29 protein-coding genes and 1 pseudogene are annotated in these 26,519 nt (G+C 56.1%); 13 read left to right on the forward strand and 17 right to left on the reverse strand.

Annotated features, from left to right (window positions below; translation table 11 throughout):
- Position 1: 1 nt before the first annotated feature.
- From AC6I7Z_RS17070 to AC6I7Z_RS17085, 4 genes and pseudogenes are all read left to right on the forward strand, one after another.
- Positions 2-1,522, forward strand: a complete 1,521-nt coding sequence (locus AC6I7Z_RS17070) for an amino acid ABC transporter permease/ATP-binding protein (protein WP_497815055.1) — start codon at positions 2-4, stop codon at positions 1,520-1,522.
- Positions 1,523-1,549: 27 nt separating this feature from the next.
- A pseudogene (locus tag AC6I7Z_RS17075) lies at positions 1,550-2,423 on the forward strand (phytanoyl-CoA dioxygenase family protein).
- Between the two features lie 19 nt (positions 2,424-2,442).
- Positions 2,443-3,255: a transporter substrate-binding domain-containing protein gene (locus AC6I7Z_RS17080; RefSeq protein WP_497815056.1), complete on the forward strand. Its 813-nt coding sequence runs from the start codon at positions 2,443-2,445 to the stop codon at positions 3,253-3,255.
- A gap of 66 nt (positions 3,256-3,321) precedes the next feature.
- The gene (locus tag AC6I7Z_RS17085) at positions 3,322-4,053 is read left to right on the forward strand and encodes a class II aldolase and adducin N-terminal domain-containing protein (RefSeq protein WP_497815057.1); all 732 of its coding nucleotides are present in this window, start codon (positions 3,322-3,324) and stop codon (positions 4,051-4,053) included.
- 12 nt (positions 4,054-4,065) lie between these two features.
- On the opposite strand, the gene fliR is transcribed toward AC6I7Z_RS17085, so the two are convergent.
- The 13 genes from fliR to fliF form a co-directional block, all read right to left on the reverse strand.
- Entirely contained in the window at positions 4,066-4,845 is a 780-nt protein-coding gene (fliR, locus tag AC6I7Z_RS17090; protein WP_497815058.1) for a flagellar biosynthetic protein FliR, read from the reverse strand.
- A 1-nt stretch (position 4,846) separates the two neighbouring features.
- Complete coding sequence (fliQ, locus tag AC6I7Z_RS17095; RefSeq protein ID WP_497815059.1) at positions 4,847-5,116, reverse strand: flagellar biosynthesis protein FliQ; 270 nt, start codon at positions 5,114-5,116, stop codon at positions 4,847-4,849.
- A 13-nt stretch (positions 5,117-5,129) separates the two neighbouring features.
- Positions 5,130-5,873, reverse strand: a complete 744-nt coding sequence (gene fliP / locus AC6I7Z_RS17100) for a flagellar type III secretion system pore protein FliP (RefSeq protein ID WP_497815060.1) — start codon at positions 5,871-5,873, stop codon at positions 5,130-5,132.
- Positions 5,874-5,975: 102 nt separating this feature from the next.
- Positions 5,976-6,206: a flagellar biosynthetic protein FliO gene (gene fliO / locus AC6I7Z_RS17105; RefSeq protein WP_497815061.1), complete on the reverse strand. Its 231-nt coding sequence runs from the start codon at positions 6,204-6,206 to the stop codon at positions 5,976-5,978.
- A gap of 68 nt (positions 6,207-6,274) precedes the next feature.
- Entirely contained in the window at positions 6,275-6,676 is a 402-nt protein-coding gene (fliN, locus tag AC6I7Z_RS17110; RefSeq protein WP_497815062.1) for a flagellar motor switch protein FliN, read from the reverse strand.
- Between the two features lie 4 nt (positions 6,677-6,680).
- Positions 6,681-7,676, reverse strand: a complete 996-nt coding sequence (fliM, locus tag AC6I7Z_RS17115; protein WP_497815063.1) for a flagellar motor switch protein FliM — start codon at positions 7,674-7,676, stop codon at positions 6,681-6,683.
- A 5-nt stretch (positions 7,677-7,681) separates the two neighbouring features.
- A complete protein-coding gene (gene fliL / locus AC6I7Z_RS17120; RefSeq protein WP_497815064.1) occupies positions 7,682-8,197 on the reverse strand; it encodes a flagellar basal body-associated protein FliL in 516 nt (171 codons plus the stop codon).
- A gap of 143 nt (positions 8,198-8,340) precedes the next feature.
- Positions 8,341-9,579 (reverse strand): flagellar hook-length control protein FliK, encoded by a 1,239-nt coding sequence (locus AC6I7Z_RS17125; RefSeq protein ID WP_497815065.1) that lies wholly within the window; start codon positions 9,577-9,579, stop codon positions 8,341-8,343.
- A complete protein-coding gene (gene fliJ, locus AC6I7Z_RS17130; RefSeq protein WP_497815066.1) occupies positions 9,576-10,025 on the reverse strand; it encodes a flagellar export protein FliJ in 450 nt (149 codons plus the stop codon). Before fliJ ends, AC6I7Z_RS17125 begins: the two co-directional genes overlap by 4 nt.
- On the reverse strand, positions 10,025-11,407 hold the full coding sequence (fliI, locus tag AC6I7Z_RS17135; protein ID WP_497815067.1) for a flagellar protein export ATPase FliI: 1,383 nt from the start codon (positions 11,405-11,407) through the stop codon (positions 10,025-10,027). The genes fliJ and fliI overlap by 1 nt, the downstream gene beginning before the upstream one ends.
- Entirely contained in the window at positions 11,404-12,102 is a 699-nt protein-coding gene (locus AC6I7Z_RS17140) for a flagellar assembly protein FliH (RefSeq protein WP_497815068.1), read from the reverse strand. The genes fliI and AC6I7Z_RS17140 overlap by 4 nt, the downstream gene beginning before the upstream one ends.
- Positions 12,089-13,075 (reverse strand): flagellar motor switch protein FliG, encoded by a 987-nt coding sequence (fliG, locus tag AC6I7Z_RS17145; RefSeq protein ID WP_497815069.1) that lies wholly within the window; start codon positions 13,073-13,075, stop codon positions 12,089-12,091. Before fliG ends, AC6I7Z_RS17140 begins: the two co-directional genes overlap by 14 nt.
- A complete protein-coding gene (gene fliF, locus AC6I7Z_RS17150; protein ID WP_497815070.1) occupies positions 13,075-14,727 on the reverse strand; it encodes a flagellar basal-body MS-ring/collar protein FliF in 1,653 nt (550 codons plus the stop codon). The genes fliG and fliF overlap by 1 nt, the downstream gene beginning before the upstream one ends.
- 270 nt (positions 14,728-14,997) lie before the next feature.
- Between fliF and fliE the strand changes: the two genes are divergently transcribed.
- From fliE to AC6I7Z_RS17190, 8 genes are all read left to right on the forward strand, one after another.
- Entirely contained in the window at positions 14,998-15,321 is a 324-nt protein-coding gene (fliE, locus tag AC6I7Z_RS17155; RefSeq protein ID WP_497815071.1) for a flagellar hook-basal body complex protein FliE, read from the forward strand.
- A gap of 243 nt (positions 15,322-15,564) precedes the next feature.
- Positions 15,565-16,419 carry a CheR family methyltransferase gene (locus AC6I7Z_RS17160; protein WP_497815072.1) on the forward strand — a complete coding sequence of 285 codons (855 nt, stop codon included), beginning with the start codon at positions 15,565-15,567 and terminating at the stop codon, positions 16,417-16,419.
- Entirely contained in the window at positions 16,416-17,462 is a 1,047-nt protein-coding gene (locus AC6I7Z_RS17165; RefSeq protein ID WP_497815073.1) for a protein-glutamate methylesterase/protein-glutamine glutaminase, read from the forward strand. Before AC6I7Z_RS17160 ends, AC6I7Z_RS17165 begins: the two co-directional genes overlap by 4 nt.
- Before the next feature lie 87 nt (positions 17,463-17,549).
- On the forward strand, positions 17,550-17,939 hold the full coding sequence (cheY, locus tag AC6I7Z_RS17170) for a chemotaxis response regulator CheY (RefSeq protein WP_497815074.1): 390 nt from the start codon (positions 17,550-17,552) through the stop codon (positions 17,937-17,939).
- Between the two features lie 4 nt (positions 17,940-17,943).
- Positions 17,944-18,585, forward strand: a complete 642-nt coding sequence (cheZ, locus tag AC6I7Z_RS17175; protein WP_497815075.1) for a protein phosphatase CheZ — start codon at positions 17,944-17,946, stop codon at positions 18,583-18,585.
- A 37-nt stretch (positions 18,586-18,622) separates the two neighbouring features.
- Positions 18,623-19,768, forward strand: coding sequence for a flagellar biosynthesis protein FlhB (flhB, locus tag AC6I7Z_RS17180; RefSeq protein WP_497815076.1), 1,146 nt, complete (start codon positions 18,623-18,625; stop codon positions 19,766-19,768).
- The gene (gene flhA, locus AC6I7Z_RS17185) at positions 19,768-21,864 is read left to right on the forward strand and encodes a flagellar biosynthesis protein FlhA (RefSeq protein WP_497815077.1); all 2,097 of its coding nucleotides are present in this window, start codon (positions 19,768-19,770) and stop codon (positions 21,862-21,864) included. Before flhB ends, flhA begins: the two co-directional genes overlap by 1 nt.
- Positions 21,861-22,265 carry a flagellar protein FlhE gene (locus AC6I7Z_RS17190; RefSeq protein WP_497815078.1) on the forward strand — a complete coding sequence of 135 codons (405 nt, stop codon included), beginning with the start codon at positions 21,861-21,863 and terminating at the stop codon, positions 22,263-22,265. The genes flhA and AC6I7Z_RS17190 overlap by 4 nt, the downstream gene beginning before the upstream one ends.
- Before the next feature lie 12 nt (positions 22,266-22,277).
- Here AC6I7Z_RS17190 and fliT read toward each other — a convergent pair whose 3' ends face one another.
- Genes fliT through fliD form a run of 3 tightly spaced genes read right to left on the reverse strand, consistent with a single transcriptional unit; the run spans position 22,278 to position 24,572 of the window.
- The gene (gene fliT, locus AC6I7Z_RS17195; RefSeq protein WP_497815079.1) at positions 22,278-22,628 is read right to left on the reverse strand and encodes a flagellar protein FliT; all 351 of its coding nucleotides are present in this window, start codon (positions 22,626-22,628) and stop codon (positions 22,278-22,280) included.
- Entirely contained in the window at positions 22,625-23,029 is a 405-nt protein-coding gene (gene fliS / locus AC6I7Z_RS17200) for a flagellar export chaperone FliS (RefSeq protein ID WP_497815080.1), read from the reverse strand. Before fliS ends, fliT begins: the two co-directional genes overlap by 4 nt.
- A gap of 52 nt (positions 23,030-23,081) precedes the next feature.
- Positions 23,082-24,572, reverse strand: a complete 1,491-nt coding sequence (gene fliD / locus AC6I7Z_RS17205) for a flagellar filament capping protein FliD (protein WP_497815081.1) — start codon at positions 24,570-24,572, stop codon at positions 23,082-23,084.
- 433 nt (positions 24,573-25,005) lie between these two features.
- Between fliD and AC6I7Z_RS17210 the strand changes: the two genes are divergently transcribed.
- Positions 25,006-25,821, forward strand: coding sequence for a flagellin N-terminal helical domain-containing protein (locus AC6I7Z_RS17210; RefSeq protein ID WP_497815082.1), 816 nt, complete (start codon positions 25,006-25,008; stop codon positions 25,819-25,821).
- Positions 25,822-25,996: 175 nt separating this feature from the next.
- On the opposite strand, the gene cheW is transcribed toward AC6I7Z_RS17210, so the two are convergent.
- The gene (cheW, locus tag AC6I7Z_RS17215) at positions 25,997-26,506 is read right to left on the reverse strand and encodes a chemotaxis protein CheW (RefSeq protein WP_497815083.1); all 510 of its coding nucleotides are present in this window, start codon (positions 26,504-26,506) and stop codon (positions 25,997-25,999) included.
- Positions 26,507-26,519 lie beyond the last annotated feature (13 nt).

Consider the following 26,519-nt stretch of genomic DNA (forward strand, 5'->3'; position numbering starts at 1 on the left):
GATGACTTTTAACTGGAACTATATGTTCAGCCTGTTCAGCGACGCCGAATTCTGGCTGGCGACCTGGACCGTGATCAAACTGAGCTTGCTCACCTGGGGCATCAGCATTGTGGTGGGGTTTGTACTCGCATTAGCGAAGCAGTCGAACCGCGCGCTGTTTAACCTGCCGGCGCGCGGCTATATCTGGCTGTTTCGCAGCCTGCCGCTGCTGGTACTGCTGATTTTCGTTTATAACCTGCCGCAGGCCGCGCCGGGAACCTCCGCGCTGCTGAGCGATCCCTTCTGGGCGGGCCTGATCGCCATGGTGCTCAGCGAAAGCGCCTATATCGCCGAAATCCATCGCGGCGGGCTGCTCTCGATCCCGAAAGGCCAGAGCGAAGCCGCCCGCGCGCTGGGGCTGCGCTTCGCCGGCATTCAGTGGCGCATTATTATTCCGCAGGCGGTGCGCGTCGCCCTGCCCGCGCTGGCGAACGAATATATCGCCATCGTTAAGCTCAGCTCGCTGGTGTCGGTGATCTCCCTTACCGAGATCCTGATGGTGGGCCAGCGCCTCTATTCGCAGAACTTCCTGGTGATGGAAACCATGGCGGCGGTCGCCTGCTACTACGTGCTGATCGTCACGGTGTTCGACTTCCTGCTGAAACAGCTGGAGCGCCATCTCGACGTCACCCAGCGCCGTCCGTCAGGCAAGGTCGACGCGCAGCTTATGGCGCTGGCGCAGCGCGGCAGCGCGCCGCTCGCCCGACCGGCGGCGCAGGGCAACGGCCCGGCGCTGCAGGCGTCGCGGCTGCACAAAGCCTATAACAACGTGGAAGTGCTGGGCGCGGTCAGCCTGCAAATCCAGCCTGGCGAAGTGGTGTCGGTGATTGGCCCCTCCGGCTCCGGCAAAACCACGCTGATCCGCCTGCTCAACGGGCTGGAGCAGATCGACAACGGCGAAATCCGCATTAACGGCCAGCCCTTTATCCACCTCAGCCAGCAGGGCGAGCAGAAGCCGCGCTTTATCGAGCACGCCGAGCACCGCCTCAACATCGGCATGGTGTTCCAGAGCTTCAACCTGTTCCCTCACCTCAGCGTGCTGGACAACCTGATGCTGGCGCCGCGCTACCACCGGCTGGCGTCGCGCGACGCGCTGAAGCAGCACGCCTGCGAGCTACTGCACAAGGTCGGAATGCTGGAGCACGCGTGGAAATATCCGCATCAGCTCTCCGGCGGCCAGCAGCAGCGCGTCGCCATCGCCCGCGCCCTGATGATGCGTCCGCAGATCATGCTGTTTGACGAGCCGACGTCGGCGCTCGATCCGGAAAAGGTCAACGAAGTGCTGCAGGTGATCGAAACCCTGGCGCAGGAGGGCATCACCATAGTGATCGTTACCCATGAGATGAACTTCGCCTTTAAGGTCTCCGACCGCATCGTCTTTATGGAAAAAGGCCGCGTGGTCTGCGACGACGCGCCGCAGGCGATGCGCAGCGGACAGCATCCGCGCGTCGAAGCCTTCCTGAAAGATGTTTCTCTGGCTTAACGCCTTTAACCAGCACGAGGGAAAATCATGATTGAACAGTGGCAGATAGAGCAGTATCACCAGCAGGGTTTTCTGGTGGTGGAAAACGTCTTAAGCGCCGATGAGATCGCCGCGCTGCAGCGCGATTTCGACGGCTGGGTGGAAGAGAGCCGCAGCCAGCAGGCGGCGTACGGCGATACGCTGGACGGCCGCGCGCGTTTCGATCTGGAAGGCGATCACCGCGCCGACCATCCGTCGCTGCGCCGGGTCAGCTCGCCGACCGAAATCTCCGCCGCCTATCGCCACGCCGCGCTGCAGTCGCGCATGGCGCAGATTGCCGGACAGCTCACCGGCGGCCAGGGCGCGCGCTTCCACCACAGCAAGATCAACTCCAAGCTGCCGCACACCGCCACCAAAGTTGAGTGGCATCAGGATTTTCTCTTCACGCCGCACAGCAACGACGACATCGTCACCGCGCTGCTGATGGTCAGCGAAGTGACGCCGGAAAACGGCCCGCTCAACGTGGTGCCGGGCAGCCATAAAGGCCCGCTCTACTCCCACTGGCAAAACGGGCGCTTTACCGGCGCGGTGGATAAAACGGTGGTCGAGGCGCAGTGCGGCCAGCCCGCCGCCTGCTTCGGCCCGCCCGGCTCGGTCTGCTTTATGCACACGCGCCTGCTGCACGCCTCCAGTGCGAACGAAACCGAGCTGCCGCGCACGCTGTTTATCGCCGTCTATGCGGCAGAAGACGCCCTGCCCTTCGGTGAGAAACCCGCTGCCGAGCCTGGACGCCGGCGCGCTGGTATTCGGCGCAGAGAGCGGCACCATCCGCAGCACCGCCAACCAGTTCCGTTTGCCGCAGAAGCCGAGCGGCGCATCCTTCTTTGTTCAGCAGGCCGGAAACGATCTTGCCCGCGCGTAATCGCCACCACGGAGGCTCTATGAAATCTGTTGCCCTGACTTTTTTGGCCGCCAGCGTCGCGCTGGGGTCGTTTAGCGCCTCGGCGTTCCAGCAGCCGGGAAAAATCATCGCCGGTTCCGACATGACCTTTTTCCCCTATGAATATATTGAGAACAACAAACCGACCGGCTTCGATATCGAGTTTCTCGACGGGCTGGCGAAGGTGATGGGCCGCCAGGCGGTCAATCTCGACACCCGCTTTCCCAACCTGATCACCGGCCTGCAGGGCAACCGTTTCGATATCACCAACTCCTCGATGTACATCACCGCGGAGCGGCTGAAGGTCATCGATATGATCCCCTATCTCAAGAGCGGCGAGGCGATCCTGTCGCTGAAAGGCGCCGCTTTCCAGCCGAAAACGCCAGAAGAATTTTGCGGCCATAAAATCGGCTCGATGGGCGCCACCTCCTGGCTGCAGCAGCTGCATAAACTCTCCGCCGACTACTGCGTGAAAAACGGCAAGCCGCCGATCGCCATCAGCGAATACACTACTGACCCGCAAACCACCCAGGCGATGCTGTCGCACGCGGTGGAGGCGCAGATCACCGACGCCGCCGTGGCGCGCGGCGTGGTGCAGAAGCTGGGTAGCCGCGTACAGATCTCCTCGGAAACGTTGATCTATCCGGTGCTGAACGGCTTTGGCGTGAAGAAAGGCAACGATGAGGTGAAGCAGGCGCTGATCGACGGGCTGGAGAAATACAGCAAAACCCCGGAATACGCCGCGCTGCTGAAGAAATATAACTTCGAGGCGCCCAGCGCAGAAGATATCAAGACGCTGATGCCGCAGCCGTGATCCCGTTGCGGGCGTCAGACACCTGTCGCCCGCGCTCCTTTTTCTACCCTCTGTCAGGAGAGATTTATGGCGCTCTCGTTTGAAGAACAGACCCGCATCGATCTGGCCGCCACCTTTCGCATCATTGCCCATCTGGGCATGCACGAGGCGGTAGCCAACCACTTTAGCGCGGCCGTCTCCCCGGATGGCCGGCAGTTTCTGCTGAATCCGAAGTGGAAACACTTTTCCCGCATTCGCGCCAGCGATCTGCTGCTGCTCGACGCGGACGATGCCGCCTGTGCGCAGCGCGACGACGTGGACGCCACCGCCTGGTCGATACACGGCCAGATCCACCAACGTCTGCCGGAGGCGCGCGTGGTGCTGCATCTGCACCCGATCTACGCCACCAGCGTCGCCTGTCTGGCCGACCCGCATATCCCGCCGGTCGATCAGAACACCGCGCGCTACTTTAACCGCGTGGCGATCGATACCCTTTACGGCGGCATGGCAGACACGGCAGAGGAAGGCGCGCGGCTGGCTAGCCTGCTGGCGGGCAAAAGCCGCCTGCTGATGGGCAACCACGGCGTTATGGTCACCGGGACAGATATCGGCGAAGCCTTCGACGATATCTGGACGCTGGAACGCGCCTGCCAAATTCTGGTCACCGCCTGGTCCACCGGCCAGCCGCTGAAAATCCTCAGCGACGCGGTAGCGGAGAAGACGGCGCGCGCCTGGGAAGGCATACCCGACTTCTCGCGCCAGCATTTCGAAGAGATGAAGGCGCTGATGATCGCCGCCGATCCGTCGCTGCCAGATTAAGCCAAAAGAAGTTTAGAGAAAGCCGCGCAGAACGCTGTCCAGCTGATAGAAAATTGCCTGCATATTGCTCTCAAATATCGGGCCGAAATCGAACATCATCAGCAGCAGCGCGACCATGCCGAGGGTGATTGAGAGCGGAAAGCCGATGACAAATATCGAAAGCTGCGGCGTCAGGCGGTTAAGCAGCCCAAGCGTCAGGTTCAACGCCAGCAGCAGCGCAATCATCGGCAGGCCAATCTTCAGGCCGCAGCTAAAAATAACGCCGGCCGTCTGCACCAGCAAAAAGAATGCATCGTTGCCGAGCGGGGCGGCGTTGACCGGCAGCAGGATAAAACTGTCCGCCAGCACCTTAATAAGATAAAGATGGCCGTTAAGCGTAATAAACAGTAGCGTAAACAAGACATTGAGAATGCGGGCCAGCACCGGCATGGTCTGATTGCCGGAGGGATCGAAAAAGGAGGCAAAGGAGAGCCCCATCTGCAGGCCGATGATCTCACCCGCGCAGCGCATCGCGGCAAACAGGAATTGCACCGTCAGCCCTATCGCCGACCCAATTAAAATCTGTTTTGCGGTAATCCCTATCCCGGCGACGGACCACAGCGTAATCTGCGCATCAGGCAAATTCTGTCCGATCAAAAAGGCGAGCAGCGCTGCCAGGCCGACTTTTACTTTTTTTAATACCCCCTTTTCGCTAAAAACGGGCGCGGTACTGAAAAGCGCCAGCATGCGGGTCAATGGCCAGAAGTAGTGGCTAATAAGCGGGTAAAAGTCAGTGACGGAAAGGCTGTGCATACTAGCGAATGATGTAGGGGATATTGCTAAACACGGAATGCATGTAATCCATCAGCGTGCCCATCATCCATGGCCCCAGCACAATCAGCACCACGATAATCGTTAATATTTTCGGGATAAAAGAGAGAGTGGACTCGTTTATCTGGGTCGATGCCTGCAGAATACTCACCAGCAGGCCGGTAAACATGGAGGCCAGCAGCAGCGGTCCGGCAATCGTCAGAGCGACCTTGACAGACTCAAAACCCAAGGCCATTACGCTTTCTGGCGTCATGTTAATCTCTCGCTTAGCTATAAAAACTCTGGGCCAGTGAGCCGATCACCAGCTGCCAGCCATCGACCAGCACAAACAGCATCAGCTTAAACGGCAGTGACATCGTAGCTGGCGGCACCATCATCATCCCCAGCGCCATCAGCACGCTGGCGACCACCAGATCGATAATCAAAAAGGGAACAAAAATCGTAAATCCGATCTGAAAACCGCTTTTCAGTTCGCTGGTGACAAAGGCAGGCAGCAGGATACGCATCGGCACCTCTTCGCGACTGTTGTAGTCAGGCAACTTCGCGATGCGTGTAAAAAGCGCCAGATCGGTTTCACGCGTCTGTTCGAACATGAAATTACGCATCGGCACGCTACCTTTCGCCAGCGCATCTTCCAGGCTAATTTTGTCCTGCGACAGCGGCAGCCACGCGTCGTCATAGACCTGGGTCAACACCGGCGACATCACAAAGAAAGTCAGAAAGAGCGCCAGCCCCAGCAACACCTGACTGGGCGGCGACGACGCGGTGCCCAGCGCGTTGCGCAACAGCCCGAGAACGATGATGATGCGCGTAAAACCGGTCATCATCAGCAGCACAGCAGGCAGCAACGTCAGCGCGGTCAGCAGAACCAGCGTCTGCACCGGCAGCGACCAGTTTTCCCCGTGCGAGCCGTGACCGATGATAATGTCACCGCTTGCCGCCCATGCAGAATGCAGGGTTAGCAACCACAGTGCTGACGCACCCAACAGTAAACGCAGCGCGCGGCTCATCGCTCCCCTCTCTCTTTTTTGCGCAGCGTACTGAGTAGCGCCTGCTGAAAAAGGCCTGGGGGTACAGCAGAAGTGGCGTGCGCTTCTGAACGTTTGTCGAGTTCACTCAGCAGGGTGACAGAAACCAGGCGTGACGCCCAGCAGAAACCAGCGATCGCCCGCCTCGACTATGGCGATGCGCTCGCGCTGGCCTAACGACAGGCTATGCCTGACCAGCAGCGCGCTGTTTCCCTTTATGAGCGAGGAGCCCCGTCCTGAGCGCCGCGCCAGCCAGGCAATCGCCAGGATCAGGAGGATCACCAGCGCCAGCGCGCCGCTCAGTCTGATCAGCATGCTACTCGCCGAAACCGCATCGCTATGCTGGGCCAGGGTCTCAACATGAGGTTGTACTAAAGATTTCATTACCTGCTCAGACGCTGCATTCTTTCAGAGGGCGTGATGATATCAGTAATACGCACGCCAAATTTGTCCGACACCACGACGACCTCGCCCTGAGCAATCAGATAACCGTTAATTAAAATATCGAGCGGCTCGCCCGCCAGTCCTTCCAGTGGCACAACCGATCCCTGGCTTAATCGCAGCAGCTCTTTAATGGTCATTTTGGTGCGTCCAAGCTCCACGGTCATTTTGACTGGAATATCCAGCACCAGATTGAGATCGTCAGATAAAGTCAGTGTCTTTTCAGGCTGGGTTGAGACAAACGCACTCTCCGATTCGGCAGATATCTGCTCACTCATCGCCTCTCCCCAGAGATCGTCAATAGATTGCTCGTCAGCCTCTGACGGCGGATTGGTGGCGCTCATTTATTTATTTCTCCTTGTTGAAAGAAAGTAGCGAGGGAGCGAGGATTTTTTCAATTTTGATGGCTAGCTGCTTATTAACCAGTCCATATTTCCCGCTAAATACGGGATGCCCATCAGAACAGACTTCAATAATGTCGGGTTTATCCAGGGGGATCACATCCCCTTTTTTCAGGTTCATGATGCGTGAAACATGCGTTGGAATTTCGGCCAGTTTCGCCACCAGATCCAGCTCCGCATCGCGCACCTGCACCGCCAGGGTGTCATGCCACTGCGCATTTTCCTGCTTCGAGTTTTCCAGCGGCGGATTGGTTAACAGCTCGCGCAGCGGTTCGATAATGCTAAAGGGAATGCAAATATTTAGCTCTCCGGTGTGCGAGCCAATCTCCACCGAAAAAGGTGTGGTGACCACAATATCGTTGGGCGAAGAGGTAATATTGGTAAATTTAATCTGCGTTTCTGAACGCACATATTCGGTCTGGAGTTTAAAGATAGAACTCCAGGCTTCATCATAGGAAGCCTGCGCCATCGACATAATGCGTCGAATAATACGCTGCTCCGTCGGCGTAAACTCCCGTCCGTCCAGTTTGGTCGGGAAGCGTCCGTCTCCCCCAAACAGATTGTCGATTGCCATAGAAACCATTTGCGGCGAAAAGGCGAACAGCGCCGTTCCGCGCAGCGGATTCATGTGCACCAGGTTCAGATTGGTCGGCACCGGAAGATTGCGCGCAAATTCATGATAGGGCTGAATTTTAATATTACCTGCAGTGACGTCTGGGTTACGCCGCAGCAGGTTGAACATATCCATACGAAACTGGCGCGCAAAGCGTTCATTGATAATTTCCAGCGAGTGCATACGCTCGCGAATAACACGTCGCTGCGTATTAGGATCGTAGGGCCGGATATCATCCTTACCCGCATTTTCCTGCACGCTGTCGCTTTCGCTGCTGCCGCCATTTAAAAGACGGTCGATTTCAGCCTGCGATAAAAGACTGTCAGACATATAATTTACCGTAGAATAAATGCATTAAATAATACATCGGTGACAATCAAGTCATGTTCATCCGTCAGTGGGCGATTGACCACCTCTTTTATTTTCCCTATAAGTTCCATCTTGCCATTATCCGTTGCCAGATCGTCGCCGGTTTGCTGAGAAAAAAGCAGCAGCAGACGGCTGCGGACTTCCGGCAAAAACTGTTGCAGCGCCGCTTTCGCTTTTTCATCTTTAAGGCGCAGCGTTAAACCGATATATAAAACGCGATCGCTGTCGTTTTCTCCAGGTTTAAGACTGACGGTAAAGGTCTCCAGCGGCACATAGATTGGCGGCGATGGCGGCGCCACTTTCTTAGGCTGAGCCGAAGCCGCATCCGCGTTTTTATGCTGCATCGCGGATTTCATATTATTAATCTGATAAAATGTATAGCCAGCCAGCCCACAAAGGCTGGCAATGATTAACATAATAAGTAAAATAATAAAGAAGCGTTTACTTCCGCTCCCAGGCGATTTCTGTTTTTGTTTTAGCATTATATTGAAAAGTCCTGTTTATCACTCTGTCAGGTCTACTTATTATCATCCTGATGAACGCAGCATTCTATTATAAGCGCGCTCAGGACAATTGATTTAAAAGGTAGAATTAGTGCTAACACTTCGCTAAATAAGCGGCGATGTCAGGCAAATGTATTAATACCGTTATTATAAACAACTGTTCTTGCTACATTTTCAATGTGCTCTTCAGGTAACGTCCGCTCATCCTGCGGCGTCTGGCCGGTGAAGTTTTGTCGGGCCTGCTGTGAGGAGTCGCCAGAGTGCTGCCAGGAAGAAGAGGTATCCGCGCCGATACTGCTCTGTCCCAGCTCAATACCGGCTTCGGCCAGCGAGGTGCGCAGGTGCGGCACGGCCGCTTCAATGGCTGCTCGCACCTGATGGCTTTCTGAAACAAAATGCAGCTGCGCCTGCTCATTTTTTAGCTGCAGCGTGATTTGCAGCGAACCCAGCTCTTCAGGATGGAGGCGGAGTTCGGCGTGCTGAACGCCATTGCGCGCAAAACAGGCAATTTGCTGTCCCATCGACTGCTGCCAGGCTGGCGTCCCCATGGTTTCGGTCAGCACGCCGCTATTCTGCAGCGGCTCGTTCTCGCCTGCCCTGCTGACCTGCTGCTCCGCCGTTATCGGCATAGCCGGTTCCAGTGCCCGCACGTTCGGCTCTTCCGCATGGACGGCCGCCTCCCCTTTCAGCGCTAAACTGGCCGAGGTCAGCGGCTGGGCTGCGTTTTTTAACGGCGGCGATGCCTCCAGCTGACTCTGCTCGGCAGGTTCTGTTGGCTTCAACGCCGACTGCGCGGCGAAGGCGGTGGAAAAGTGCGCCTGCAGCGCCGGATGATAGCTGTTTTTCACCATCGCCGGCGCTGCTGCCTGGCTGGCGTTCAACGCTGAGCTTATCGGGGCAGCGTCTGCTCCCTCCAGCGCGCTATCCAGCGGCGTATCGGGCTGGGCTGCCGTCGGCTGCGCAAGGATATCGACGTTTGCGATTAGCGGCAGCGGTTGAGGATCGCTGGCCGTTGTTGCCGCTGTGGCGGCATCGTCCCGATCTGCGGAGAGCGGCAGCTTCGCATTTTTTGCCTCGCCATTCTCCGTCACAGCAGGCAGCGTCATGTTGAGCAGCGAGAGTAGCGCCGCATCCACATCGCTCGTGTCGCTGCTGTCACTTTTCTCGGTTTCTGCCTCTGCGGCGGGCGGGAAGTTGGCCGCCTGCGCGTTAACAGGATGTCCTGCGGGCAGGTTTGGCTGCGCGCCGGTTTTCTCCTTCAGCACGCTGGCGAACGCCTCGCCATCCTGTGACGACGGCTCACCAGAAGGGGGCGTGCGGCTCTCTGTCGGCGTAAGCGCCGGTAATTTTGCTACCATCATGCGGATTGTTTCCTTGAAAAGCGCTGGCTGGCAAACTCATCCATTAGCTTTTGCTCCTGCCGACTCTCTTTTAATTCCGCCGCTTCGTCAGCGCGGCGTTGAAGCGTATTGAATGCATTCAGACGACGATAATCCTTTTTCCAGTCGCCGAGTGCCTGATCGACCGCCTGCTTGCAGGCTGTCACGTGCTCGCCGTAGTGCTGCATCACCTTGTCCAGGGAGTGGATAAAGCCCTGGTAGTTGAGCAAATGTGTAACCGGTATCCCGGTGCCAGCGGCGCGGTCAACCAGCTGCTGCTGATAGTCGAGCTGATAATCTTTAAGCTGGTCGAGCTGAGCGCACGCTTTCTCGTAGTTTTGCCGCACGCTGCCGAGCTGCTGCGTGGTGTCATTCAGCTTTTCTTCTGCCTTTTCGCGCAGCATCTCCATCGCGGAACGTCTGGCCATCAGGCGTGATTCACCGTGTCAGGCTGGTCAGGAAACAGCGTGTCCAGCTGGGCGAAAGAGGCGTCATAGTCGCTGCATTCGCGGATACCCTGCTGTAAAAAGCGCTCCATACCGGGATAGCGAGCAATGGCGTCATCCAGCAGGGGATCGCTGCCCGCCGCATAGGCTCCCACGCTAATCAGATCGCGGTTGCGCTGAAAGGCGGAGAGCAGCTGTTTAAAGCGCTGCACCTTTTTATAGTGTGCCGGGTCAATCAATTCCGTCATGGCACGGCTGATCGAAGCTTCAATATCGATAGCTGGATAGTGGCCAGCTTCGGCCAGTCGCCGCGACAGCACCACATGGCCGTCAAGAATAGCGCGCGCCGAGTCGGCCACGGGATCCTGCTGATCGTCACCTTCGGTCAGCACCGTATAAAAGGCGGTAATCGATCCGCCGCCTTTAATGCCATTGCCCGCACGCTCCACCAGCGCGGGAAGGCGAGCAAAGACCGAGGGCGGATATCCTTTGGTCGCGGGGGGTTCGCCAATCGCCAGCGCAATTTCACGCTGCGCCATCGCGTAGCGCGTCAGCGAATCCATAATCAGCAGCACATTCATGCCGCGATCGCGATACTCCTCTGCAATTCGCGTGGCGTAGAGCGCGCCCTGCATACGCAGAACAGGCGACACATCGGCGGGCGCGGCCACCACCACCGAACGGCGGAGTCCTTCCTCGCCAAGAATATTTTCGATGAAATCTTTTACCTCACGGCCACGCTCGCCAATCAGCCCGACCACGATAACGTCCGCTTTGGTATAGCGCGCCATCATGCCCAACAGCACGCTTTTACCGACGCCGGACCCAGCAAACAGGCCCATGCGCTGGCCTCTGCCGACGGTGAGCAGCCCGTTGATAGCGCGCACGCCGACATCCAGCACGTTTTTAATCGGATCGCGCAGCAGCGGGTTAAAAGGCGCGGTGAAGAGTGAGCCCGCTTCCTGTCGCGTCGGCGCAGGCAGCCCGTCCAGCGGACGGCCGCTGGCATCCAGCACCCTTCCCAGCAAAGAGAGGCCGAGCGGGAGCTGCTTACCGTTGATCTGCGCGCCCGGCAAGGCATAAACGCGCGCGCCGGGCAAAATGCCATCGACATTTTCCAGCGGCATCAGATAAAGGACGCCGTCGTTGAAGCCCACCACCTCGCCTTCTACCGTGCCGCTTCCCTCGCCGCCGATGCGCTCAATCAGGCAGAGCGTGCCGATGGGCAGCGACAGTCCGATGACCTCCATCACCAGGCCGGTGGCGCGCACCAGCCTGCCATACAGACGATAAGGCGGTAGCGTCATGATCTTTTTTTCATGCTTAACGATGCCGTCGAGCCAGTTCTTCAGGCGCATACTCATGCGGCGTCATCTCTTTTGCTGAGATCGATTAGCATCTGCCAGCTTGTGGCGAGGGTCGCGTCCAGCTCCCCCTCTTCCGCCGTGATGCGACAGCCGCCGGGCAGCATCTGCTCATCGACGTGCAGCGCCCAGCTGTGCATCTTGAGTATCTCGCCCAGCTGCTCGCTTACCAGAGGAAAGTCCTCCTTGCTTACCCACAGCTCAATCTGCCGGGTAAACCGCAAATTCTCCTGCATCAGCTGACGGATCTTTTCCAGCAGCAGCGAGGTGTCGCAAACGATCTGTTTGCCCAGCATGGCGCGCACGGCATTCAGGGCGAGCTGCACCAGGCGTGCGGGGATCACGCTATCGAGGCTGTCGAGCGCGGCCTGGAATTCATTGATTAACAGAGCGAAACGCTGGGTCAGCATCTGCTGTTCCGCCTCTCTTTCTATGGCTCCCTGCTGCTTCCCTTCCTGTTTGCCCAGCTCCAGGCCCGCCTGATAGCCCCTGCGCTGCCCCTCTTCCAGCCCACGGCTCTCGCCTGCGGCATAGCCTTCTCGCTCTGCCTGCTGGCGAAGCCGCATAAGCTCGCTCTGCAGCTGCGCATCCGACAGCGGATCGACCGTCTCGCTTAATTCAGGTAACGGCTCCGTTTGCACCAGCAGGTTTTCCGGCTGCCAGGGCTGCCACTGGTCGCGATCAGACGTAGACATCTTCACCTCCGCCGATGACGATTTCGCCGCTTTCCGCCAGACGACGGGCGATCATAAGAATATTTTTCTGTTCCGCTTCGACCTGAGACATACGCACTGGCCCGCGCGAATTGAGATCTTCCATCATGATATCCGCCTGACGCTTCGACATATTGCGGAAGAAGACGTCACGCAGCGGCGGCTCGGCCCCTTTCAGCGCGATAATCAGCGACTCCGGCTCGATATCCTGTAGCAGGCGCTGAATACTGCGATCCTCGATATCGACCAGATTCTCGAACAGGAACATCTCGTCGATAATTTTCTGCGCCAGCTCCTGATCGAATTCGCGCACGGCGTCGATCGCCGCCTCTTCCTGCTGCGATTTCATCAAGTTGAGGATCTCTGCCGCCGGACGTACCCCGCCCATTTTGCTGCGCTTCATGTTCTGGCCGGTGAGCAGATTGTTCAGCACTTCCGTCAGCTCCTGCAGCGCGGTGGGCTGTACTCCGCCAAAGGTGGCGATGCGCAGCATAATATCGTTACGCTCGCGCTCATCGAATTTCGCCAGCACGTCAGCCGCCTGGCCGCGCTTCAGATGGACCAGAATGGTGGCGATAATCTGCGGATGCTCTTCGCGAATGACGTCAAATACCGACTGCGGCTCCATAAAGTTGAGCGTTTCCAGGCCGTTGACGTTGGAGTGCGAATCCAGCAGATCCTCCAGCAGGCTGGAGGCGCGCTCTTCGCCAAGCGCCTTCACCAGCACATTGCGCAGGTAGTCGTTGGTGTTGAAATTGAGCGTCGTGAAATCTGAGACATCACGCTCAAACTCCTTCATCACGCTGGCCAGATTGTCATGCGTGACGCCGTTCAAATTGAACATCGCGCCGCTTATCTGGGTCACCTCATGTGAGTTGAGATGTTTAAAGACCTCTGCTGCACACTCATCGCCCAGCGTTAACATCACCATGGCGCATTTTTCAGCTGCGTTCATTACGACTTCTGCTCCCTAATCATCCACTTACGGATTACAGCGGCAAGAACATGCGGTTCCTGCTCGGCAATACTGCGTAAATGCTGGGTTGTGATTTCAGTGTCTACGCGCTGCTGCACTCTGGCCTTTTCTGCCATCTCTTTCTTACGCAGCTGCGCTTCGAGCTCCGCCTGGCGCGCTTCTTTCTCCATTTCCAGCCGCTGCAAGGCCATCTCATGATGTCTGATCCAGAAAGGCTGAACGGCTTTGCGCCACAGCAGCCAGGCGACCAGCGCAATAAACAGATAGCGCCCCGCTTCCAGCAGCCAGTTGATGGTTTCCGGCCGCTGCCAGAGCGGCACGCTGACATCCTCTTCCGGCGCGCTGAACGGCGAATTGACCACGCTCAGCGTGTCGCCGCGCTGAGAAGAGAAGCCCATCGCCTCTTTAACCAGCGCATTGATCTGATCCATCTGCTCTTTGCTTAGCGCGACCGGTTTGCCCTCTTTGCCGGGCAGGTAGTTGATCACCACCGCGGCCGAGAGCTGCTCAATGGCGCCTGGGCTGCGACGAATATGCGTCAGCGTGCGGTCCAGCTCATAGTTCACCGTCTCTTCGTTATGGCTGTTATAAGGGACGCGCTGCATCTCGGCCGATTTCGCCGCTGCCGCTGAAGTGCTCTGTACGATGGGCGCCGAAGTCGGCACGGGAGGCTGATTGCTCAGGGCGCCTGGCACACCGCCTGTCGCCGCTTTTCCGCCCTGCTCGCTGCCGCTGCTCTGGCGACTGCGAATCGATTTTTTATCCGGCGAATTGTTCGGCTGATACTGCTCAGCCGTCTGTTCATTCGTGGAGAAGTCGATTTTGGCGGTGACCTGAGCGCGAACGTTAGTGCTACCCACAATCGGCGCGATAATCGCCTGAATGCGGTTCTGGTATTCGCTTTCGACTTTGCTGATGTAGTTGAGCTGGGACGTTTGCGTCGCCCCTTCGCCGCTTTGCGTCAGCAGATGGCCGTTTTGATCGACAATGGTGACGTGATCGGCCGTCATGCCGGGCACGGCGCTAGAGATCAGATGGGTAATGGCGTTGATCTGTCCCTCATCCAGCGTTCTTCCGCCGACAAGATTGAGCGTGACCGATGCCGAAGGCGCTTTTTGCTCTTTTACGAAAAGCGACGCTTTCGGCAGCGCCAGATGCACGCGCGAATCTTTTACCGGTCCGAGCATATCGATAGTGCGCGACAGCTCTCCCTCCAGCGCCCGCTGAAAGTTGATCTGTTCGCTAAACTGGCTGATGCCGAATTTCTCATTATCAAGCAGCTCAAACCCCACCGAGCCGCCTTTAGGCAGCCCCTGCTGAGCCAGCTTCAGGCGCAAATCGTAGACCTGTTCTTCCGGCACCAAAATGGCGCCGCGACGTTCGTCAAAACGGTAAGGCACGTTCATCTGCGTGAGCTGGGCGACCACTGCGCCGCCGTCTTGATCGCTGATGTTGCTGTAGAGCACGCGGTAGTCCGGCGTTTTTGCCCAGAACACCAGTGCAATAACAATAGAGAGTGCCGCGGCAGCCGAAATAATAAAAATTATTCTGGGATTCGAACGGAGCCGCTCCAGCATTGTTTTCAGGTCAGGTGTACTTTTTTTGTTATTACCGTTCGTTGCGGCATTCATGCCATGTTCCTGTAAAAAAAATAATGACACAATGTAAACGCGACTTTAATTACCAGAGCGTCATACATGGATAAGCACTCATGCCATTACAGCATTGGAGGAAGCTAAATCAGGCCGCATATTATGTACAAACTCACAGTAACTTTAAGCGGCAATAAGCTAAAATTTCTGTCAGCTATTCATATTATATTTATTACGATTATCTGCTATCATGCTGCGATTCAACTGGCAAGCAGATTACGCCGGATAAATTCATGAAGGATGGCTTCGATGTCTATTAATTCAATGCGTGGCATCATTGATCAAATTCAATTTCAGGCACGCCAGGCTTCTGGCCTGAATAATTCCAGCACTGCCGCCACGGGCAGCAGCTCGCCCTTTTCCGATCTGCTTTCAGAAAGTATTCATTCTCTTAACCAGGTGCAAAACAGCGCCAAAAGCCAGGCTGAAGCCTATATGAGCGGCGCGCCGGGCATCGGATTGAATGATGTCATGGTATCGCTGCAGAAATCGACGCTGGCGCTTAACCTGGGCGTGCAGGTGCGCAATAAAATGGTCAGCGCCTATCAGGAAATAATGAGTATGCCGTTGTAAGTCATTGAGTTACTAAGAAGTACGTTTTGACGCTTGCCGTCTCCAGCAGCGTCAATGTATGCGGTTTACTGACCTGAATATTCAATCAACGCCCACGCTATTTGGGATGGCGCGTTACATTCTGTTATTCAATATTGCATACCGGTTAAGCCACAGCGCTGCCGGTGCAGGCTGGTTTGTTAAATAAAATAACGGAATATCAGGTTAACCGACATAGTATAATTATATGGCGCGATCGATTTAATGACGATAAGAAACAGCACGCTCAATATCCTTCAGACACAGTGCCAGCTTAGCGAGCCAGAATTAAATAAAATCATAAAGCTAATTTATCAGCGGGCGGGCATAGTCATTACCAGCCAGCGTAAAGATATGGTTTATAATCGTCTTGCGCCCCGCTTGCGCGCGCTGAAGCTAAATAATTTTAGCCAGTATCTTCATATTCTCGAAAATTCGCCGAACCATAGCGAATGGCAGCCTTTTATTAACGCACTGACAACAAACTTAACCTCCTTTTTTCGCGAAGCCTATCATTTCCCGGTTCTGGCCGAGCACGCGCGTCTACGCGGCGCGGGTTATAACGTCTGGTGTACCGCTGCCTCAACGGGAGAAGAAGCCTATTCCATTGCCATGACGCTGGATGAGGTACTAGGCCAGACAATTATCGGACCGCGCGTGCTGGCTACGGATATTGATACAGACGTGCTGGAGAAGGCGCGCCGTGGAACCTATCGGCTGACGGATATCAATAACTTAACCCAGGAGCAGAAGAAGAACTATTTTCTGCGCCGCAGCGACGCCGGTCAGCAGGATCAGGTGAAAGTTAACCGCATTCTGCAAAATGCCGTGCAGTTTCAGCAACTTAATCTTGTCGCCTCCGAATGGGCTATCCCGGCGCCTTTCGATGCGATCTTCTGTCGAAACGTCATGATCTATTTTGATAAAAAAACCCAGATTCGGCTGCTCAATCGCTTTGCGAAACTGCTTAAGCCGGGTGGACTGCTGTTTGTTGGTCATTCAGAGCATTTCAGCAACCTGGACAGCCCTTTCCGCCTGAAAGGTCAGTCGGTCTATTGCCTGGCGAAGGAAAAGGTATGAGCAAGATAAAAGTACTCTGCGTCGACGACTCCGCTCTGATTCGCAATATTATGACCAACATTGTCAATCAGCAGCCAGATATGGAGATGGTGGCGACCGCGCTCGATCCCCTTATCGCCCGCGACCTGATCAAACTGCATAACCCAGACGTGCTGACGCTGGATGTTGAAATGCCGCGCATGGACGGCCTCGACTTCCTCGAGCGGCTGATGCGGCTGCGCCCCATGCCCGTGATTATGATCTCCTCCCTGACCAGCAAAGGCTCCGATATCACCCTGAGCGCGCTGGAGCTGGGCGCGGTCGATTTTGTCACTAAACCGCAGATGGGCCTGCAGGACGGCATGATGCAGTATAGCGAGCTGATTGCAGAGAAGATCCGCACGGCCGCCAGAGCGCAAATCCGTCGTCGCGAGCGCCAGGCGCCGCTGCCGAAAATCATTACCAGCCCGCTGGTCGGCAGTGAAAAGATTATCGCCATCGGCGCTTCCACCGGCGGCACCGAGGCGATTCGTCAGGTGCTGACGCCGATGCCGCCGTCCTGTCCCGGCATCGTTATCGCCCAGCATATGCCGCCGGGCTTTACCCACTCCTTCGCCGAGCGACTCGACAAGATCTGCCAGATTACGGTGAAAGAAGGCGAGGATGGAGAACGCGTTCTGCCGGGGCACGCCTATATCGCGCCAGGCGACAGGCATATGGAGCTGTATCGCAGCGGCGCCAACTACCACGTCAGGCTCAACGATTCGCCCCCGATCAATCGTCACCGGCCATCCGTCGATATGCTGTTTAACTCGGTGGCTAAAGCGGCAGGCAAAAACGCCGTGGGAGCGATTCTCACCGGCATGGGATATGACGGCGCCAGGGGCCTGCTCGCAATGCATCAGGCGGGCGCAAGAACGCTGGCGCAAAGCGAACGCACCTGCGTGGTTTACGGTATGCCACGCGAAGCGGTCGCGCTCAACGCGGTAAGCGATATTGTCGATCTGGATAAGATTGCGCAAACCCTACTGAAAAATATCGTCGGACAGGCGCGGAGAATTTAGGCCGCTTAGCGCGCCGCTCTCTGTTATGCCCTGTTTTCATTAACCACCGCGCCCGACCCGCGCACCTTTAATCAGGACCTCAATTTTATGGCTGATAAAAACCTACGTTTTTTAGTCGTGGACGATTTTGCCACCATGCGCCGTATTGTACGTAATTTGCTGAAAGATCTTGGCTTCAACAATGTCGAGGAAGCGGAGGATGGCCAGGATGCGCTCAACAAATTGCAGCAGGCTACCTTCGATTTCGTCATTAGCGACTGGAACATGCCGAACATTGACGGCCTGCAGCTGCTGACGGAAATCCGCAATAACCCCAACTGGAGCACCATGCCGGTATTGATGGTGACCGCCGAGGCGAAAAAGGAAAACATTATTGCCGCCGCTCAGGCTGGCGCGAGCGGCTATGTGGTCAAGCCTTTTACCGCTGCGATTCTGGAAGAGAAGCTAAATAAAATTTTCGAAAAGATTGGGTGGTAACCACGTGGAAACGCAAGCGAATAACCCTGCGACGGACAATTTCAAAAGTATTTTTTCCCGCATCGGTCATCTGACGCGCCAGCTACGCAACAGTATGACCAGCCTTGGGCTGGATCGCGCCATTATGGATGCGGCGGAGGCCATTCCCGATACGCGCGACCGTTTAAGCTACATCGTCAGTAAAACCTCTCAGGCCGCCGACCGGGCGTTGACCTGCGTGGAGGCGGCACGGCCGTTGCAGGATCGGCTGAATGAAGAGGCCACGCAGCTCTCCGGACGCTGGGATGCGTGGTTTGAAGAGCCAGTCGAGCTGCCCATCGCGAAAGAGCTAGTCAATGATACCCGCCAGTTTTTACGCGAGGTGCCTGACCTGACCAGTCAGACCAACGCGGAGCTGATGGAGATTATGATGGCGCAGGACTTTCAGGATCTCACCGGCCAGGTGGTCAACCGCATGATGCAGTTGATTGAAAATATCGAGAAAGAGCTGATTCAGGTGCTGGTTGAGAACATGTCAGGCATGACAGATTCTGAGAGTGAAGAGCCGGTCAGCCTGAAAAACGGCCCGCAGATTTGCCACAACCAGGCGGGCGTCGTCGCCACCCAGGATCAGGTTGACGATCTGCTGGCCGATCTCGGCTTCTGATCGCCGCAGCTGATGATATATCGCATCAGGGCGGCCTATGTCTGAAGAGAGCGACGTAGAAAAAACCGAAGAACCCACCCCCCAGCGACGGCAAAAGGCGCGCGAGGAAGGCAATATCCCGCGCTCGAAAGAGCTGACCTCCTGGCTGATGCTGCTGGCGGGCTGGGGGCTGCTCTCCCTGACGGGTAGGCACACCATCGAACAGCTATCGCAGCTGCTGCACGATGGGCTGGTGTTCGATCGGCTGATGGTAACGGACACCGCCACCATGCTACACCGCACCGGCGCGCTGCTCTCGCTCATGCTAACAGCCCTGCTGCCGATGCTGCTGGGCCTTTTTTGCGTCGCGATAGCCGCCAGCACGCTGATCGGCGGCCTGTTTTTCAGCACTAAATCGCTGAAGCTGGATCTGAAGCGTATTTCGCCTCTCTCCGGCTTCAGGCGCATGTTCTCGTTACAGGTGGTTTCTGAGCTGGCGAAAAGCCTGATGAAAGCCGCGCTGGTGGGCTGCGCCTGCGGCTTATATTTCTACCTGAACAAAGCGCATTTTATTTTGCTGGTGGATGAATCGCTCGCAGAAGGCTTAAGCGATGCGGGGAAACTGATTTCTCGCTGCCTGCTCGTGGTGATCGTCGCGCTGGCGCCGATGGTCGGCTATGACCTCTTCTATCAGCTGATGAGCTACATCAAAAAATTGCGCATGAGCCGTCAGGAGATCCGCGACGAATTTAAACAGAGCGAAGGCGATCCGCATGTTAAGGGGCGTATTCGCCAGATGCAGCGTGCACTGGCGCAGAGCCGCATGATGGACGATATCCCTCGGGCAGATGTCATTGTGAATAACCCTACGCACTACTCCGTCGCTATCAGCTGGAAAGAGGGAAAGATGACGGCGCCGGTCGTACTGGCGAAAGGCGCAGGGGAGATTGCGCTGCGCATTCGCGAGAAAGGACAGGAATGTCAGATACCTATGTTAGAAGCGCCGCCGCTGGCGCGCGCGCTCTACCGCCATTGCGATATTGGCGAACAGATACCGGCCGAGCTCTACAACGTGGTTGCTGAAGTGCTTGCATGGGTCTATAGCCTGCGTCGCTGGCGTAAAGCAGGCGGCAATAAGCCGAAAAAACCTGAAAACCTTTCTGTGCCGCCGGCACTGGATTTCGCCCCTGAGGGCCAAGAGTAATGGCTAATCTAACCACTAAATTACGTTTACCCGATCTGAAAAAGACGCAATGGCAAATTCTGGCTGGTCCGGTATTGATCATGATGATTCTGGCCATGATGGTACTGCCCCTGCCAGCCTTTATGCTGGATATGCTCTTCACCTTTAATATCGTGCTTTCCCTGATGATATTGCTGGTGGCGATGTTCACGCAGAACACGCTGGATTTCTCCTCCTTTCCGATCGTGCTGCTGTTTTCGACCCTGCTCCGTCTGGCGCTGAATATCGCATCGACGCGCATTATTCTGATGAAAGGCCACACGGGCGCCACCGCCGCAGGCCACGTAGTGGAAGCCTTCGGCCATTTTCTGGTGGGCGGCAATTTTGCGATCGGCATCATCGTGTTCGCCATCTTAATCATTATTAACTTTATGGTGATCACAAAGGGCGCGGGACGTATCGCTGAAGTAGGCGCTCGCTTCGTACTTGACGGAATGCCGGGTAAACAGATGGCAATCGATGCCGATCTTAACGCCGGCCTGATTGGTGAAGAAGAAGCGAAACGTCGCCGCCGCGATGTGACCCAGGAAGCAGACTTCTACGGCTCGATGGACGGCGCCAGTAAGTTTGTACGCGGCGATGCCATCGCCGGACTGTTAATTATGGCGATTAACATTATCGGCGGGCTGGTCATCGGTATCGTGCAGCACGACCTCTCATTCGCCGATGCGGCGCAAACCTACACCCTGCTGACCATCGGCGATGGCCTGGTGGCGCAGATACCGGCGCTGATTATCTCAACGGCGGCGGGCGTTATCGTTACGCGCGTCTCGACCGAGACCGACGTGGGCGAACAGATGGTTGGCCAGCTGTTTAACAATCCGCGCGTGATGCTGCTCGCCGCAGGCGTCATTGGCCTGCTGGGTATTATCCCCGGCATGCCTAATCTGGTTTTTCTGCTGTTTACCACGGTGCTGCTGGGCCTCGCCTGGTGGTTACGAGGCCAGCAGATGAATGAATCATCCGTCATTAAAACCAGCGCCAGCCAGGAAAACCGCGCGCTTAGCGAGGCAGCGCAGACCGCCGACGCCTCCTGGGCCGATGTAGAGCTGGAGGATGTGCTGGCGCTGGAGGTAGGTTATCGCCTGATCCCGATGGTGGATAAAATCCAGGATGGACAGTTGCTGACGCGCATTCGCGGTATTCGGAAGAAATTCGCGCAAAAAATGGGCTTCCTGCCGCCTGCGATTCATATCTGCGACAACCTCGATCTCAAGCCCACCGCCTATCGCATTATGCTGAAAGGCGTTGAGATTGGCAGCGGCGAGGTCAATCCTGAGCGCTGGATGGCTATCGATCCCGGCTGCGCCGAAGGGGAGCTGGATGGCCTGCCAGGCCTCGACCCCGCTTTTAACCTGCCGGCGATATGGATTGACGGAGTGCTGCGCGAGCGCGCGCAAACCATGGGCTACACGGTGGTCGATCCCGCTTCCGTGATTGCGACCCATCTCAACCATCTGATCGAGATGCATACCGACGAGCTGTTCAGCCGTCAGGAGACACAGCAGCTGCTGGAGCGCCTCACTAAAGAGATGCCGAAGCTGGTCGAAGATTTTATTCCCGGCACGATTTCACTGTCGCTGTTCCACAAAGTGCTGCAAAACCTGCTGGCGGAGCGAATCTCCATACGTGATGTCCGCACCATTATCGATACGCTGGCTGAACATGCCGGACCGCACAGCGACGCCGATGAGCTGACCGCGCAGGTGCGTATTAAACTGGGACGCGCCATTACCCATCAGTGGTTCGGCAGCCAGCCTGATATCGAGGTGATTGGTCTCGCTCCGCAGCTGGAAAGCCTGCTGATTCAGGCAACGCAGAATAACAGCGCGCTGGAGCCGGGCATTGCTGAGAAGCTCGTGGAGCAAACCGGTCAGGCGATCCGCAGGCAAAACGCACAGGGCGCGGCGCCGGTGCTGCTGGTAAATCAGCCGCTACGCCTGATGCTGTCACGCTTTTTGCGTCGGGTTTATCCGCAGCTGGTGGTGCTCTCTAACTATGAAATCAGCCCCGATCGCACCGTGCATATGATCTCTACCCTGGGAGGTGCGCAGTGAAATATCTGCCGTTAACCCTGTTATTCGTTACGCTGGCTGGGCAGGCGACCAGCGGCAGCTGGAGCACCAGCAGCGTGGGTGGCAGCGTCAGCGTTGGCAATCAGATTTTAGTCAGCCGGCCGCTGAGCGCGTCGGGTACCCTGCCCGCCTCAGCGGCGGTAACGCGCTTCGCCTGGCGCGTTGAGCTGCTCAGCCCGCCACCGCCAGGCCTGCGCATCAAGCTCTGCACCTCAAGTATCTGTTTTCCGCTGACGAGCCTGTCCGGCGAACTGCGCGTGTCGGTCGCCCTGTCGCCTCGCGAGACATTCCGTTTTGTCTATTCCGTGGAGAGTCGGGGCGTGCTGGCCCCTGCGTTACAGGTAGTGAGTAATCGGCTGACGCTTAACTACAGGTCGATTTGAGCCGTAGCCCCCTCAACGGCCGAAAGGGAAAAGGGGGCGAGGCATCTGCGCAGCGTAGTCCTGACTGCACTTTTTACTCTGTTGAAGGCGGCTCATCGTCTCGCTGAGCGTTGTCAGACGCGCCTGTAACCGCTGTGCGATCTCTTCATCATTCGCCTGTAGCTGCTGCAACAGGTCAAGCTGTGCCTGTCTGGTGACGGCGCAGCTTGTTTGCTGTACAGCCGCGATCAGCGACGCCAGCGCGGTAAGATAGGCTTCTGACCGCGTCGAAAAGCGATCCCACTCTTCCTGTCTGGAGAGTTCAAGCAGCTCGTGGCTTAGCGGCAAAAGCGTGGAAGCGGCGACAGGAGATAGCGCGCTCATGATTGACCTGCCTGCTTATGCGGGGCGATCTCATCCCAGACGTCTGCAATGTCGGTAAGCAGTTTCTCCGCCTGCTCCAGCTTGCTGAGATCGTGATGCAGATTGGCCTGCATCAGCAGCCGGGAAATATAGTCATAAAGACGCTCAAGATCGGCTGCGATCTGCTGCCCCTTCTCATGATCCAGCGCGGCACGCAGACCGTTGTCGACAATATTAATCGCCTTTGAAATCATCTCGCCGCGTTTGGCGACGTTGCCCTCTTCAAGATAGATTTTGGCGCGTAGTATCGCGCTGCGCGCGCCGTCGAAGAGCATGGCGATCAGCTGATATGGCGTGGCACCGGCCAGTTTGCTTTCCAGAGAGATTGTGGCGTAAGCCTGCGAACCCTGGTGGTAATACATAACCATCTCCTGAAAGATGAACAGGGTAGAGCGCCCTGTTCATCGGTAAACATTAAAGTGAAGACATCAGCGAGGTAATCGAGCTGCTCATGCCGTTAAGCTTTGACATGACGCTGTCGAGGTTCTGGAACTGCAGCTTGTAGCGATTGACCTGAGAATCGATCAGCGCCTGCGTTTTATCAATCTGCGTGCCGATGCTTTTCAGCTGGCTGTTCAGGTTATCCGTTGCGGTTTTGATAATGCCGTCGGTTTTGGTGTCGGTATCACCGGCGTATTTGCTGAGCACCGATCCTAGCGTGCCGGCCAGCCCTTGCGTATCGCCGCTGCCTTTAAACATTTTGCCGATAGCATCGGGATCGGCGGCGATCGCGTCGTCCAGTTTATTTTCGCTCAGGGTCATCTGACCGCTCTGCGCATCGATGGTAATTCCCAAATCCGCCAGCGCGCCGTAGGTGGTATCGTTGCTGTTGGCGTCGCCGTACCAGCCGTTTACCGTGGAGCGGATCTCGCTGACCATGCCGCGCAGCGTGGCGTCGCCCATCAACGCGCCGCTGGCGCTGCTTTGGGTGGCGACATCATCAGAACTCAAGCCGCTGGTGTCCGCCGCCACATATTTGCTGTCGGCCGAGGTTTCCGACAGCAGCGCATTGTACTGCTTCACGAAATCCTGCAGCGTGGTTTTGATCGCCTTGGTATCGACGGTCAGGGTCAGCTGTTCCGGCTGTTGATCTTTTGTGACGGAGTTCAGGCTCAGCGTGACACCCTCGATGATGTCGTTAACGTTATTGCTGGCGCGGCTGTATTCGGTGCCATCCACGTTCAGCTTCGCATCCTGCGCTGCCGTTACCTGGCTCATCGCATCCGTCTGGCTATCGGCGTTACCTTCTACTTTGCCGCCGTGGCTGGTATTCAGTATCGCAGCCAGATCGCTGTCGCCCTCAACGCTGACGCTCATTTCACCTTCTGTACCGGTTTTTTTCGAGCTCAGCATCAGCTGATAATCACCGTCGCTGTTGCGCTGCACCGAGGCCGAGACGCTGCCGTCCTGCTTGTTGATCGCCTTGGCGATCTGGTTCAGCGAGGTCTGATCGTCCTTCAGCTCAATGGTCATCGGCTTGCCGTCACCCTGCTGAATGGTAATGGTGCGGGTCGCCTCTTTACTGGTCTGGGTGCCGAGCTGCTCATCCGCGCTGCTGAACCCTTTTGTCCGCATCTTGTGCGCCGTGGCGAGCTGCTCAACAGTCACCGAGTGCGCATCGGCGCTCGCTTTGTCGGTTGCGGTCGCAGTAAAGCTGGTATTTGTGCTGACCGTCAGCGTGTTAAAGGCTTCGCCGTTCAGCTTCTTCACGGAAGCCTGCAGCTTGGTCATCAGGCTAGAGATATTTCCCCAGGAAGAGATTTTGTTTTTATAACCGGTCTGCAGCGACTGATAGGGGGTCAGACGCAGCTGCTCGGCGCTTTGTAACTGCGTCAGCATGCTGGCGGTATCGATACCGCCCGTACCGATGCCCATTGCTGAAAAAGAGGTTGAAATTGCCGCCATTAGTGTCTCCTTAACGGTAAAAAATATTCTCTCTATAATTTATCGGCGCGAGAGAGAAAAAATAAATGAGCGTTGATAAATATTATCTGCGCTCAATGTAAATTTAACCCATCAATTATTCAGTTAACGTATGGCAATCTTCCCCAGCAAAAAGAGATATGGCATTCCATGGGGGATTGTGAAGAAATCTCGCATAGCCAGAGATGCAAGCCTGATAAATTAACCAGAACGAAACATATACGCCGGCAATAACCTCACCCACCGCATTTCTCCCTCCTTATTACGCCAGAGACCGATAGATTACTTTTTAATCAAAAGAACATTTCGTGAAAAAAATAACTTCAGAAGAATGGGAAAGCCCCGATAGTTATTATTATGCGAGACAACGACGCATAACCCATTAAATACTTACTCATGCAAAGAGGAAATTAAGATGGCACAGGTCATTAATACAAACTCACTCAGCCTGATGGCTCAGAATAACCTGAACCGCTCTCAGTCTTCACTGGGAACCGCTATTCAGCGTCTCTCTTCAGGCCTGCGTATCAACAGTGCGAAAGATGACGCCGCGGGTCAGGCGATCAGTAACCGCTTCACCTCCAGCATCAACGGTCTGACTCAGGCTTCTCGCAACGCCAACGACGGTATCTCTATCGCGCAGACCACTGAAGGCGCGCTGAACGAGGTGAACGACAACCTGCAAAACATTCGTCGTTTGACCGTACAGGCGAAAAACGGCACTAACTCCGACAGCGATAAAAAATCTATCCAGGATGAAATCAAACAGCGCCTGTCTGAAATCGACCGCATCTCTTCACAGACCGAATTCAACGGCGTGAAAGTGCTGAGCACCGACCAGACGCTGAGCATCCAGGTTGGCGCCAACGACGACCAGACCATCGATATCCAGCTGAGCCAGATGGACTCCACAACGCTGGGTATGGACAAATTTGACGTCACCTCAGCTACCGACAGCGACGCACTGCTGAAGACCGTCGATACTGCGCTGTCGCAGGTTGACTCACTGCGCTCTAGCCTGGGTGCCGCCCAGAACCGCTTTGACTCAGTGATCAACAACCTGAACAGCACCGTGAATAACCTGTCTGAATCACGTTCACGTATTCAGGATGCGGACTTCGCTACCGAGGTCTCTAACATGAGCCGCGCGAACATTCTGCAGTCTGCTGGTACCACCGTACTGGCGCAGGCTAACCAGGTTCCGCAGAACGTCCTCTCTCTGCTGCGTTAATCGCACTGACTGTAGTTTCAGCCCGACCTGCTGGTCGGGCTTTTTTTTTACCTGATGCCTGCCCGGTTCGCCTGCCCCATCGTATTCCACCCGCCTTACTCAGCCTTCAAAGCGGCAGAGAAGCGGGCAAAAAAAATCAGGCTCGCCTGCGCGAGCCTGATAACGAGAAAGCGAATTAAGAACAGGATGCCAGCGTGGCGCTCTGCTCGACCAGTTCCATCTCTTCGCTATTCAGCAGCTTTTCGATATCGACAAGAATAAGCATTCTGTCATCAACAGAACCGAGCCCTTGTAAATATTCCGTGGAAAGCGTCACCGAAAAATCGGGAGCGGGCCGGATCTGATCGGCAGCCAGCGTTAATACATCAGAGACACCGTCAACAATAATCCCGACAACGCGATGACCAAAATTAAGCACAATCACCACGGTATTATCGTCAAAGCTCGCCGCATTCAGGCAAAATTTAACGCGCAGATCGACAATGGGTACAATTACGCCGCGCAGATTAGTGACGCCAGCAATAAAGTCTGGCGAGTTAGCGATGCGGGTGACCCGCTCACAGCTGCGGATCTCCTGTACTTTAAGAATATCGATACCGTACTCTTCTTCGCCCAGCCTGAATACAAGGTAATCATGACCCGCAATATCGCCGGCAATTTTATTTTCCGAACCTGTTTGATTCATCGTTTTCACCTTA

The sequence above is a fragment of the Pantoea sp. X-Soil-MYKO-1289 genome (assembly GCF_059730625.1).